Source organism: Nocardioides sp., from assembly GCA_037045645.1.
In the GTDB taxonomy this organism is placed as follows: Bacteria; Actinomycetota; Actinomycetes; order Propionibacteriales; family Nocardioidaceae; genus Nocardioides.
On sequence record JBAOIH010000001.1, the window covers coordinates 1,859,590 to 1,872,601 of the forward strand.

10 protein-coding genes are annotated in these 13,012 nt (G+C 66.0%); 3 read left to right on the top strand and 7 right to left on the bottom strand.

The window, feature by feature from the left end; all coding sequences use genetic code 11:
- The first annotated feature begins 5 nt into the window (after positions 1-5).
- On the top strand, positions 6-707 hold the full coding sequence (locus V9G04_09205) for a DUF4191 domain-containing protein (protein ID MEI2713456.1): 702 nt from the start codon (positions 6-8) through the stop codon (positions 705-707).
- Positions 708-792: 85 nt separating this feature from the next.
- Here V9G04_09205 and V9G04_09210 read toward each other — a convergent pair whose 3' ends face one another.
- A complete protein-coding gene (locus V9G04_09210; GenBank protein ID MEI2713457.1) occupies positions 793-1,530 on the bottom strand; it encodes a DUF6612 family protein in 738 nt (245 codons plus the stop codon).
- Between the two features lie 9 nt (positions 1,531-1,539).
- Positions 1,540-1,941: an RDD family protein gene (locus tag V9G04_09215; GenBank protein MEI2713458.1), complete on the bottom strand. Its 402-nt coding sequence runs from the start codon at positions 1,939-1,941 to the stop codon at positions 1,540-1,542.
- A gap of 200 nt (positions 1,942-2,141) precedes the next feature.
- Between V9G04_09215 and glnA the strand changes: the two genes are divergently transcribed.
- Both glnA and V9G04_09225 read left to right on the top strand, forming a co-directional pair.
- Positions 2,142-3,560: a type I glutamate--ammonia ligase gene (glnA, locus tag V9G04_09220; protein MEI2713459.1), complete on the top strand. Its 1,419-nt coding sequence runs from the start codon at positions 2,142-2,144 to the stop codon at positions 3,558-3,560.
- A 551-nt stretch (positions 3,561-4,111) separates the two neighbouring features.
- Positions 4,112-7,243, top strand: a complete 3,132-nt coding sequence (locus tag V9G04_09225; GenBank protein MEI2713460.1) for a hypothetical protein — start codon at positions 4,112-4,114, stop codon at positions 7,241-7,243.
- A 30-nt stretch (positions 7,244-7,273) separates the two neighbouring features.
- On the opposite strand, the gene V9G04_09230 is transcribed toward V9G04_09225, so the two are convergent.
- The 5 genes from V9G04_09230 to V9G04_09250 all read right to left on the bottom strand — a co-directional run bounded on the left by V9G04_09230 (position 7,274) and on the right by V9G04_09250 (position 13,012).
- Positions 7,274-7,906 carry a hypothetical protein gene (locus tag V9G04_09230; GenBank protein ID MEI2713461.1) on the bottom strand — a complete coding sequence of 211 codons (633 nt, stop codon included), beginning with the start codon at positions 7,904-7,906 and terminating at the stop codon, positions 7,274-7,276.
- Positions 7,907-7,917: 11 nt separating this feature from the next.
- Positions 7,918-8,121, bottom strand: a complete 204-nt coding sequence (locus tag V9G04_09235) for a hypothetical protein (GenBank protein ID MEI2713462.1) — start codon at positions 8,119-8,121, stop codon at positions 7,918-7,920.
- A 69-nt stretch (positions 8,122-8,190) separates the two neighbouring features.
- Positions 8,191-9,972, bottom strand: coding sequence for an arginine deiminase-related protein (locus V9G04_09240; GenBank protein ID MEI2713463.1), 1,782 nt, complete (start codon positions 9,970-9,972; stop codon positions 8,191-8,193).
- Complete coding sequence (locus tag V9G04_09245; GenBank protein ID MEI2713464.1) at positions 9,969-10,151, bottom strand: hypothetical protein; 183 nt, start codon at positions 10,149-10,151, stop codon at positions 9,969-9,971. Before V9G04_09245 ends, V9G04_09240 begins: the two co-directional genes overlap by 4 nt.
- Before the next feature lie 23 nt (positions 10,152-10,174).
- On the bottom strand, positions 10,175-13,012 hold the full coding sequence (locus V9G04_09250) for a DEAD/DEAH box helicase family protein (GenBank protein ID MEI2713465.1): 2,838 nt from the start codon (positions 13,010-13,012) through the stop codon (positions 10,175-10,177).

The following is a 13,012-nucleotide window of genomic DNA, read 5'->3' on the forward strand; positions in this document are numbered from 1 at the left end:
CCCACATGTCGAACTCCCAGGACCTGAGCCGGCGCAAGCAGTTCACCCAGAGCTACCGGATGGCCAAGCAGACCGATCCGGCATTGCCGTGGTGGATCCTTGGCGCGTTCGTGCTGGGTGCGGCCCTAGGCGGCGGCCTCTTCTGGCTGATTCCACCGCGCGGCGGCGTTTTCGACTGGATCATCACCGGCGTCGGCGCGTTCATGGTCGGCATGCTGTTGGCCCTGCTGGTGTTCTCGCGCCGCGCACAGAAGGCGGCGTACGCCCAACTCGAGGGTCGCCCGGGTGCCGCGGCCGCGACGTTGACGATGCTCAAGCGTGGGTGGCAGGTCGACAACGCCGTCGCGTTCACCAAGCAGCAGGACCTCGTACACCGCGTGGTCGGCAAACCCGGCATCGTGCTGGTCGGCGAGGGCGACCCGCGCCGCCTGTCCGCGCTGTTGGTCGCCGAGAAGAAGAAGTACGAGCGCGTCGCCGCTGACACGCCGATCCACGACTTCATCGTCGGCAACGGCGACGGTCTGGTGCCGCTGCCCAAGTTGGCCGCGATGATCCAGAAGTTGCCCAAGGGCATCGAACCGGCCCAGATGACCGACGTGCTCAACCGGCTCAAGGCCGTCGATGCTCGCAAGGCCAACATCCCACTGCCGAAGGGTCCGATCCCGACGTCGATGAAGGGCCAGCGCGGCAACCTCCGCGGTCGCTGACCGAGGCCGGTTTGCGTAGTTCAGTGCGAAATGGTCGTGTCCGGCAAGGAAATGCCGCCATTTTGCACTGGACTACCCCGACGGCCTATTGCGCCTCGGGCGACAGGATCTGATCAGCCGAAGGCACCTCGATCTTCACCGGGGCGTCGAAGTCGCCGGAGGTCATCTCGGTGGTGCCGAGAGTCTCGCCGAGGTTGATCTCGACCTTGACCGTTCTGTTCTTGTCGTCGAGCCACACGTGGCAGGCCAACTTCTCCGGAAGCTGCACCCCGTCTGCGGTGGGGAGACCGCTGATCTTGCCCGGATCCAGGGTCAGGACATAGTGATCGGCCTCAACACCGTTGACCTGCTCCGTGCCCTCGAGTTCGACCTTCTCCAGGCCCTTGGAGAACCGGTCGACGGCTTTGGCGGGGTCCATCTGCTCGGAGATGTCGCCTTGGCCGGCCAAGGGGTTGTTCGGGTCCTTGGGGTCAAGGCGATAGAACTTGCCGCCGGTCGAGTCAGGTGAACTCATATACATGATGCCGTCGATAAGGCGTACGTCTGTCACCACGTCGCCGGACGCACCGGAGTTCTTGATCTTCATGTCCATCGAGACCGGGTCCTGGGTGTAGTCGATGTCGCCCTCGGCAGTCATTTCGAACGCCTGGCCCTCCATCGACATGGTCGTGTGCGCGGTGTCCATGGCGGTCAGGCCCTCGCGCATCTTCGACAAGAACTCGTCGTTGCTCACACCACCCCCGCCACAGGCAGTGAGCGAGGCAAGCAGCAGCGGAGTCGCGGCGAGAACACGCAGCCGCGTACGTCGTGAAGGCACCAGCATGCGGTCAGATTACTCAGCGGGCCGAAAGGCGACAGTCGTGGTACCCGTCATCAGATCATGCAGGCCGCGCCCGTCAGGGCGAAACACCAAAGGCGGGATGACCAGACAGACCATCGCTTGTCGCAACAGCGCCCGCAGCGGGTCGGGGGGACGCCCGCTGCCGTCGGCTCGTACGACTCGCAGCCGTGTCAACAACTTGCCGAACGAGCCGCCCAGAAGCGCGGTCAGCACGGTGCTCTGCGCGAGGAAGACGCCCAGGGTATAGAAGCCCGAAAGGTTGTCATCACTCCAGCCGCCGATGCCGATGACGCCGACCACGATCAGCGTGCTGGCCAGCCAGTCGACGCACAGCGCCAGGACGCGCCTGCCCCACGAGGTCTGGGCGTGCCGTTGCGGAGATTGAGCAGTCACGATCGGTGACCCTACTTGGCGCCGGGTGATCGACCCGCCTGGAGTCGGTCGTGGACTCGGACCACTTGTTACATGGCCGAAACACTCGGGATACGGTCGAGAAACTGGCGCTGCTTAGAGTCGTTGCACCGACGCAGAGTCGCGCCGGCATCTTGCAAGCCATTGGCGCGGCCGGGGTTGATTCGGCCAAGGAGGAACGAATGTTCGCAAATAGCGACGAGCTGCTGAAGTACATCAAGGACGAAGACGTCGAGATGGTCAACGTACGGTTCTGCGACCTGCCGGGTGTGATGCAGCACTTCACGGTGCCGGTCTCGTCTTTCAACCAGTCCGTCTTCGATGACGGCCTCGGCTTCGACGGCTCCTCGGTGCGCGGTTTCCAGACGATCCACGAGTCCGACATGGCGCTCTTCCCGGACCCGACGACGGCCTACCTCGACCCGTTCCGTGCCTCGAAGACGCTGGTCGTCAACTTCTTCGTGCACGACCCGATCACCGGCGAGGCGTACTCTCGCGACCCGCGCAACATCGCCCGCAAGGCCGAGGCGTACGCCGCGAGCACCGGCATCGGTGACACGGTCTACTTCGCGCCGGAGGCTGAGTTCTATGTCTTCGACTCGGTGCGCTTCGAGACCAAGGCCAATGCCGGCTTCTATCACATCGACTCCGAGGCCGGCGCCTGGAACTCGGGCTCGGAGAACAACAACCGCGGCTACAAGGTGAAGTACAAGGGTGGCTACTTCCCCGTGGCCCCGTACGACCACTTCGGCGACCTGCGCGACGAGATCGTCATCGAGATGGAGAAGGCGGGACTGCTCGTCGAGCGCGCCCACCACGAGGTCGGCACGGCGGGCCAGGCGGAGATCAACTGGCGTTTCGACACGCTGACCAAGAGCGCCGACGACGTGATGAAGTTCAAGTACCTGGTCAAGAACGTCGCCTGGCGCAACGGCAAGACCGCGACCTTCATGCCCAAGCCGATCTTCGGCGACAACGGCTCGGGCATGCACTGCCACCAGTCGATCTGGAACGAGGGCGAGCCGCTGTTCTACGACGAGACCGGGTACGCCGGGCTGTCGGACATGGCGCGCTACTACATCGGCGGCCTGCTCAAGCACGCCCCGTCGCTGCTGGCGTTCACCAACCCGACGGTGAACTCGTACCACCGGCTCGTGCCGGGATTCGAGGCACCGGTCAACCTGGTGTATTCGCAGCGCAACCGCTCGGCGTGTATCCGCATCCCGATCACCGGCTCGAACCCGAAGGCCAAGCGGATCGAGTTCCGCTGCCCCGACCCGTCGGCCAACCCGTACCTCGCCTTCTCGGCGATGCTGCTGGCCGGACTCGACGGCATCAAGAACAAGATCGAGCCGCACGAGCCGGTCGACAAGGATCTGTACGAGTTGCCGCCCGACGAGCACGCGAGCATCCCGACGGTGCCCGCCAGCCTTGACGCGGTGCTCACCGCGCTCGAAGAGGACCAGGACTACCTGCTGCAGGGCGGCGTCTTCACGCCCGACCTGCTGGAGACCTGGATCGACTACAAGCGGACGAACGAGATCCAGCCGGTCGCGTTGCGGCCGCACCCGCACGAGTTCGAGTTGTATTACGACCTGTGAGGAGTGAGCCCGGAGGTAGCGGCGTAGCCGCTGCCGAAGGGTGAGCCCCGCAAACAGGTCGTCGTTCAACACGACCTGTGAGGAGTGAGCCCGGAGGTAGCGGCGTAGCCGCTGCCGAAGGGTGAGGCCCGCAAACAGGTCGTCGTTCAACACGACCTGTGAGGAGTGAGCCCGGAGGTAGCGGCGTAGCCGCTGCCGAAGGGTGAGCCCCGGTCACGCACGCGGTGGCCGGGGCTCGCCGCGCTTAGCGGGTGCCTGGAAGCCACCCAGTGGCAACGACGTACCCGTTAAGAGATCGGCGCGTCCCTGACCCGGACGGACTAGATCGAGATGACCCGAGTGGGTCATGCGAGCCCGCGCTCTCGGGACCTACTGTCCAGAATCGGCCCTGGTGTTTCGGCTGATGGGAAGTGGCGCATGGCGACAAGGTTGCGTGTCCTGATCGCGATGTTGTGGGTCGTGACCGGCCTTGCGGACACGACTCGCCGTCCCGGCCCCTGTCCGCGACCGGTGACGTGTCGAGTCGCTCTCTGAGCGTGAAGGTGTCCTGAATGTTCGCCAACTTCTCCCCCCGCCTTCGGCATGTTCTGGTCGCGGCGCTCGTGCTCGCCGGGCTGTCGATCATGGCGCCCGCCCACGCTGCCGTCACGGTGACGGCTGACTTCGACGACGTCGCCTCGGGCACCGCGCTCACCACGCAGTACCAGGCGCTGGGTCTGTCGTCCTTCACGGCAAACTCACGCACACTCGCACTCGCGGGGCGCAGCGCGTGCTCCAGTGTCAGCGCGTCGAACCGGGCGGCGGGCACCACGTTGCCGCCGTCGATGCCGCACTATGCGTACGCGTCGAGCCACACGTCACCGGCAACCTTCTGTGCGACTTTCGCCGCCCTGCAGACCAGCATCTCGATGACCACGGCCGAGGATGTCAAGGTCTACGGGCTCACCGACCGCGGCGGCACGCTGGTCCCCGTCGACCTGGGCACACACTCACGGGGAAGCTTCACGGTGACTTGCGGCACGGTGCCGTGCCGCGACGTGCTAGTGACCCCCACGACGGCGACGGACCTGCACCTGGATGACTTGACCTTCGCAGCCTCGGGCCAACCCGCACCGTCCGTGACGGCGATGGCCGCGGGTCCGCTGACGATGCGTGACCATTACACCGGCTCGCTGACCTTTTATGTGCGCTACCGCTTCGGCGCGGTGCGACCCGCGTCGTTCGCCCTCTCCGGTTATGGCCTGACCTTCACCAGGACGTCGCAGACTAACCCCGACGCCAGCACCACGAAACTCGTCTACACGGTGGCCAGCGACACGGCCGTGAATACGAACCAGACCGTGACCTTGAGTGCAGCGGGCCAGGCCATCGGCAGTGTCCCCGTGTCGGTGATCGAGCCGTACGCCCTCAAACTCACCGCCGGTGCGACCACCCGCGACAAGGCGTGGTGGGGCATCGCGGAGTCAGCAGCCGTGCCGCTCTCGCCGTGTGCTCCCACCCCGACCACAGTGAGTGTGACCGTGCCGGCCTCCGACACTCCCCCGCTGCCTGCGGAACGACTCATGGTGACCAACGACAGCGGCCAGGTGCTGGTTTCTCAGCCGCTCCCGGCCTCGGGCGGCACCGCCACCTACCCGCTGTCCTGGTCAGCCGGGAGCCATCTGGCGGCCTACGTCAGCGGTGTGCCGGGCGGGCAGAGTTTCGGGCTCGGGGCTTGGGCGCAGGCCGTTGCGTCGAGCATCGACTTGGTCCAGGAGATCTCGTACAGCAAGATCGACGACACGCCTCGGCGCTCAGTTCCGCGTTGGGGTCTGCCCGGCAGCCAGCTTCGCCTCACGGGCAAGAACCTCTGCTTCGACGGGACCATCAAGGTCGGCAACAGCAACCCCGTCCCCGTGACTGGCGATCCGTCCGACCCCGATCATGCGTTTGTGCAGGTGCCGTTCGATGCGACGTCTGGCAAGAGCGGTCTCGACCTCGGTCTGAGCCTGACCAGCCTCAACGGCAAGATAGCGCTGAGCTATGACAAACCGTTGACCATCCAGGTCCCGCGCTCTACCTCGGGCTTCCAAGCCGCCAACTTCTCCGAATCAGCGCCGTTCAGCGACTGGTATGCCGTGTTCGGCGATCGATTCGTGACGTGTCACGTGTTCTTCTGCGAGATCGACCCGGTGAAGTACGAGTTGTGGACCAAGTCGTTCTCCAAATACGGCAGTGGCGGCAACTGCTTCGGATTCGCCTCCTTGAGCTCGGCCCTGGAGTCGGGCTGGGTCTCGCGCAACGCCCTTGCCGACGACGGCATCGTGGACGCAGCCAACAACTTCACGATGACCCACGGGTGGGAACTCAATGATCGGCTGAGGGCCGCGTTGCGACAGGGTCAGTTGAGCCAGTCGTCACCCTCGGTCAAACCGGCGATCGTGGCGGAGGGCAGCGACTATCAGGTCTTTGCGAACGCCTTCAAGACACTCCCACAGGACCACGACTTCTGGCTTGGCTTCTGGTTCGACACCAACGGCGGCAGAGGTGGACACATAGTCCGGATCACCGACTGGTCGGTCGCCGCGAACCAGATCGTCCTCTCGGCGATCGATTCCAACCGGCCGTTCCGCGCTGGCGAAAACCACGCCATCAGCACTGAGCGTTACGTGATCAGCAACGTCGACGGCAAGGTGTCCATGAACACCGTCACGTGGGGCAAGGCGGACAGCCTGAACTTGTGGGATCCCGCAAAGTTCCCCAAGCCGGGCACGTTGGAGCTACCCAACGAATTCACCGCCAAGCCGTCAGGCTCGGGAGGTTTCAGTGCGTCGTCGACCAGCTCCGGCACCCGACTCACGAGTCCGCACGGACGTGCCGTGCCCGGCATGACGACCGGTTATCGAGTCGGCGGAATGGGATTCGCCGAAGCGCCGTCGTTCAGCGGCACCTCCACGCTTCCGCTCACCGTGGTCTTGCCCCCTGGCACGCGACCGCAGGCGGTCAGCCTCACCCGAGGCCGGGCCAGCGTCACGTTGAGCGCCACTGGTGCCCAGCAGTTGACCGTGACCGCCGACGGCACGGTCACGGCCCCGAAGGGCGCGAGTCGCTCGCTGCTGATCACCGACGCGGCGCACGACAGTCGTACGGTCGACCTCGCGATCCCGGCCGGACTGGCCCTGAAAGTCCAGCACACCGCCAATGCCTTCACCATCCTCGCCACTCGCGGCAGCGGGAAGATCAACCTCGATCTGCTCGGCGGCCGTGACCCCCTACGCGTACGACTTGGCCGACTCGCCCTCGGTAGGGGCGACCGTCTCACCCTGCCCGCCAAGACCTTCGACGCCACTGGACACGCCACCGTCAAGGTCAACGGCAAACCCACCCGGATTACCCCGCGCAAGGGCAGCACCGTCGCCAAACGCATCCGCGCCAAAGCCACCACACGACGCATCTCCGTCACCGCTACGCGCACGCGAGCCACCGGGGACGCCGCCTACCTCAACGTCACCTGGCAGGTGACCCGCGGTGGTCGGAAGATCGCGAAGGGACGTACGAGTCGGCCCGCAACCTCGGCAGGTCGACTCCAGGTGAGCACCCGGTTGGCCAAGGCCAGGAAGGGTGACGTGGTCCGCGTCGCAGTGGTCGTCGTCTCCGCAGCCGGCGAGATGACCCGACGTGGGATGCTCGTCAAGGTGAGATGACTGGCCCGCGTCACGCGCTCGTGGGCCGCCTCAGTCGCAGTTGCCGCACACACCCGTGGCACTGAGTTGCATGAAGCAGCGCGGGCACACCGCCACCTGGGGCTCGGGCTTCGGAGCCGGGCGAGAAGTGCTGGGACGCGGGGTGCGCGGTCGCGCTGCTCGGGCGGGCGCTGACTCGCGTGCGGCGACAGCCGCGGCGAGCCGCGCTGCCTCCTTCGTACGAGCGGCTTCCCCGAGCAGGTCGGCGAGCCAGTCCTCATCGGCGCCGAGCGCACTCAACACCGCGCGTGCCTCCGGGGTCTCCAGGTGCTTGGGCTTGGTGGTGATGTCGTAGGGCGACGGCTGACCCGACATGAAATTCGCACCGTGCGGTGGCACGTGGTCAGGCAGACGACGATGACGCCAGCGCACGCTGACACCGGCGTACGTCAACATCACCGAATCCGGCCGCTTCCACCCGGCCAGCGCCCAACTGCCGTGGCGGTTGGCCGCGTACACGAGCAGGTCCTGCTCCGCAATCTTGCCGATGGCCGTCAGCGCGATGCGCTCGGGGTTGGCGAAGGTGCCCCGGATGTGCACGATGCGGTCGCCCTCGCGAGTGACGTCCCAGCCCTGCGCGGCGAGGTCGTCGAGAGCGTCTTCGAGTCGGTCCTCGTCACTCATCAGTCGTGCGGTCAGACCTGCTTTTTGAACCAGTAGGTCATGTCATCGTCGGGCACGACCTGGACCAACTCCCAGCCGCCCTCACCGAGCATGCTGAGGAGGTCCTCCCAAGACTCGGCGCCGTCCACGATGCCCTCGGGGTCGGCGTTATAGCCGCTGACCTCGACGTTGCCGTTGTCATCGACGTTGATCTCCAGATGTGCCCATGCAGCCATGGCCCCGATCCTGCCAGGGTCCGCCCAGCCAGACCAGAGCGCCCCCGTGAAGACTGGGTGAAGGCCCGGTCACGGGGTCTGGCGGACGACTCGCTCCAGGACCACGGGACTGGTCCCGACCACCTCGACTTCCGGCAATTTGGCGAGGACCGCGCACACGAAGGACGAGCGTTTGATGTTGAGGTCGTCGCTGGCGAGCAGTTCTCGGTTGCTCAGACGGCCGTGTTCGCGCAGCGCCTGCCAGGCACTCTCGAACATCCAGGCGGGCACGAGTTGCGGCCCAGCACCGCGGTTCTGGGTGCGTTCGTTCTCTACGAGGATGCCGGACGGTCCGAGTTCGACGATGGTGTTGGGCCGATGATGCCCGAGCGTGTGTACGACGCGCTCCTCCCCGATCGCCGCGCGGATGGCGCTGAGCAGGTCCGGTGAGAACTCCTCGGCGCGTGACTCGACGTCATAGACGGCTTCCGGGCTCGCCGTGTCGACATACCGACCATCGGCGGTCACCGGGTTGTCCTCGTTGATCGCCTCGACGGCCTCGGTCAGCTCCGGCCCGGTCGCAGGTCGTCGATCCAGGTGGACGCCCGCGATCATGCATCTGACGGACCCTCCGGCCAGTTCGATGGTGGGGATCTCGACGGCCACGATCTCGCAATGCTGCTCGATGGCCGTCACCTGCTCGGCGGTGAGAGACGCCCGCGCTCGCGCCGACATCGCCAGCACGGATCTGCGGTGCCCCTCGGGCGTACGACCGGTCAACTCGACCGCATTGCCCGCGAACTCACGCACCTGCGCCTCGGTGATCTCGATGACCGTACGCCCGCGTACGGACAACCGCTCGCGGACCTGCTCACGGCGTGCGACATCCGGGATCATCTCCAGGGCGAAGAGTGCGACCTCGGTGCCCACACACGCGATGACATTGGTGTGATAAACGGGTACGCCGTCGGAGTCGACCGCATCGAAGGCCATCGGCTCGTACCCGAAGTCGGTGCAGAAGCGTTCGAGCACGTGCGTGTCCGCCCGGTGCGAGCGCGCGGTGTACGCCACCCGGGAGATGTGGTCGAGCACCATCGCGCCGGTGCCTTCCAAGAAGATGCCGTCGGGTTCGAGGCCGGAGTAGTCGACGATCGTCTGCACGCGATAGTTCGACTTCAAGAACTCCAAGACGTCCGCGCGTCGCTCGTGTCGACGATTGGAGGCGTACATCGGATAGACCGCGACATTGCCGCCTGCGTGGGTCGACAACCAGTTGTTGGGAAACACGCTGTCGGGACGTGTGTGGTCCTGGTCCTCGAACACGTGCACGGTGACGCCCGCCTGCCGCAGCGCCTCGGCCACGGCATCCATCTCGGCGAGCGCCGCCCCTGCCACGTCGAGGTCACTCTCGCCGACCGGGACGTCGGCCTGGAAGGCGTTGTCGGCGGCTGTCGCCGGGTTGGGTCGGAAGCGTTCGGCGCGGATCAGAATTACCGCGCTGGGGGCCTGGGCACTCACCGTCGTGAGGCTAGACCATGACTGGGGCCATCCAGTCCGCGATCTGCTCGGGATCGTGGCCGAGGGTCGCAGCGGCAACGACGAGTTCGGTGACGACCTCGCCTGCGTGTCCGCCTCGCGCCAGGGATTGTTGAGCACGATGCCGTGCGCGCGTACGAAGTCCAACAGGCGCTCATTGGTCGGGAGACGATCAGCCTCGGCGTAGCCCTCGAAGGTCGCGACGTGCGGACCTTCGACCCGGAATCCTCGATCCCTGAGAGCACTGGCCAGCGCGCGAGCCGCGTCGAGGTATTCCCGCATCCGCGGCAGCTCGTCGCGCAAACCGAGCAGACCGCCGACGGCGAGGATGGTCATGCCGTAGAGCGTGCCGCGCCGCCCTCGCCATACCGATCCCACTCGGTGATCCCCAGCGCCTGCGCTCCCTCGGCCAATCGGTGCAGCATCGCGGACGGCGATTCCTCGCGGTGCCAAAAGCACGGAGTCGAGGCAGCAGCGACGGCCGCCGCATAGCGGGTCGCGAAGTCTTCACCCATGTCCCGGACTCTCTCAGATCGGCTCAGGACCAGTGCTGGCGCAAGACGACCACGAGATCATCACGGTCGGTCTTAGCGGCCTCGGCCAACGCCTGCTGCCCACGAGCGCTGCGTGTGGAGATTCGTTCGAGACCGCCAACCCACTCGGACCAAGCCGCGTCGTACTCGGGAGAGACCTTCAGTCCTTCGGAGGCGTACCAAAACGTCCGATGTGCCGCGATCTGGCCAAAGCCGGCTGCTTCCACCTCTGCTGTGGTCAGATCGCTGCGCGCAACGACCTGCACTCCCCTAAGACCCCACGCCGACGAAACTGGCCCCAGCACGGTGTCGAGGTTCTTGGCGAATAGCTCCGACTCATGCGCAGACACGTCGCGCAGCACACAACGAACTCCGCCCGACTGATCTGCGTGCAGGTCAAGTGCTTCGGCGCCACGTGAGAGTTGACCACGCCGTCGCATCCCGTCAGCCACAACGGCCGCCAATCGGAACAGGCCCGGGGGCTCGGTGCCAATCTCGGCAATGATCCGGCGACCACGTCGTCTGGCCTTGCGACGCTCGAAGTAGGAGGAGATGCGCGGCAGGGCAAGGCGCGCTGCCAGCCAGCCTGCGAATGCCACGCCGACGGTGGCGCCTGTCACGACTCCGTTGCTCGCGGACATCTCAACGGCTGCCATTCCTCCCCCGATGCCCGCCGGAACTGATGCGACGGCGGCTGTCACGTGCTGGTGCAACGTGAGCCGACTGGACTCGCGGCGCGGCAACGCAGGCGACCAGCTCGACTGCGAACCAGCTGATGGCGCGACGACGCGGCCCTTGGGACCCAAGACGGCAAACGGCATCGTGGTGCGACCGATGATCGAGTCAGGGTCGAGAGTGGGTGACGTCACTCGAAGGGTGCTCGAGGTTTGATCCCGATAGGGCTCGCCCACTCGCCAACCCTCGCGTACGACTAGACGGTCTTGAGCTCGGGCAACCGCAGCGGCATTCACCGCATCGAAGCGGTCACTTGCGGGCGGTCGATAGGGCGAAAACGAGGAGTCGAGGTGTGCGACACCGTCGACGATGTCGCCATCACCGTCGAGGCTGAAGTAGCCCTGGTGCTTGTCGACAAGTCGGTGCCAGTCCCGATCGCCGCGAGGGTGGTCGGGCGCCACACAGGTGACGGTCCAGTTGTTGGATGCCTTTTCCGGATCGCCAGGATCGGTCCGCAGCGCTCTCCCCCGCGTTTGCACGACGGAGGTCGAGGAAGTGACGGTGGTGAGGTCGATCAGCGAATTGACCGTACGCGCATCCCAACCCTCGCCGAGCAACGCCCGCGTGCCCACCAGCACTTGGGCACCACCGGCCTCGAAGAACGCCGTCACATGCCGCACCCATACCCGTGACGTCCACGAGCCCTCCAGACGGGCGATGCCGTCCTGGTCCGGCTGGGTGATCTGCAAAGTGGCTGCTAACGGATCCGACTCGGCAACATGAGCACGCAGTCGCGTGAGTGTCTCTGGCAGGCCCGCCACCACCTTCGCGGTGACCATGAGCGCCGGTATTGCCGCGGTGGACGCGTCGCGTGACAGGGCGACCAGCACGTCGTACGCCGAACCGGTCTGCTGCTCCAGCACACCCGCCAAGGTCGCCGGCAGCGTCGCGCTGGCCCTTTCGTAGTCGCACAGCACCAGCATCCGCAGCCGCGGGCCGAGAATGACCTGCTCGGCATCGACGATGGAGACGGCCGCGGTGACCTTGGCCGCCGAGCGCGCGAGCACGCGGTCAACAGGAGTACGCCCGCGACGGATGCCTCGCTTGGTCCAGGTGAAGCCGATAGCGGGCAAGACGTCACGCACTGCTTGCACGAGGGCCTTGTCGTGGGCTGCCGTGGAGGGTTGGACACATTCCAGGATCCACTTGTTCAGCAGCAGCACCCAGTCGTCGGCAGTGGGACCCTGCCGATGTTGTTCGGCGAGATGACCTCCGGGCGGCAGCCCCAAGAGCCCCGCGTAGTGGAAGCGCAAGGCTGCGTCGGCGAGTTCGGGCTCTCGGGCGAGGATGCGTTCGAACGCGTGCGACGAAGCCAGAAACCTCTCGTCTAGCCACGGCAGAAAAGCCGTCGTGCCGTGCTTGGGGTCCAGCAATGCTGTGGTGAGTTCCGTGAACCGTTGTGCCGATTCGTCGAGCCAATCGCGCTCGCGTGGCGTCGGCAACACCACCCAGGCCAGTTCTTGGAAGGGTGCCAGGTCACCCTCGCGCACCACGGCCGGGATGGACGCAGCGAATGCCACCTCGCCGAAAAGTTGAGTGCGCAGCATGGACTGCTCCGCAGACATCAGCGTCGGCGGCGTCGCGGTGAGGCCGAGGACGCGAGCCTCGGGCAACTCCTCGAGGATCTCGCCGAGGAGTCGGCCCCACACTTCGAGGAGATGGTGGCACTCGTCGAGGATCAACAGGATCCGACCCGCCCGGCGCAGTTCCTCGACCAGTGCCCGCCCGTTCTCGTGAAGCCGTCCCAACGGATTGCGTCGGCCCCGCTCTGCGTCCGTCGCCTCGGCGTCGGCATCGAAGACCGCCAGCGACTGATACGTCAGGGCAGACATCGCCTCGTCGAGGACCCGATCCGTGCCGACCTCCAGCCCGAAGGCACGCCCCTGGGACTCCCATTGCGACTGGATCGCGGTATTCGGCGCGAACGCCACGACGCGAGCCACCTCGCCGGTTCTCAGCATTGCCGCAGCGGTCTCCAGGCCGACTCGGGTCTTGCCAGCTCCTGGTGGAAGCTCGACCCAGGCTCGCGTACGCCCTGACTGCCACCCCGCCGCCAGCGCATCGAGTGCCGCACGTTGGTGGTGGCGCAGCGGAGGTGGCGAGGTCAC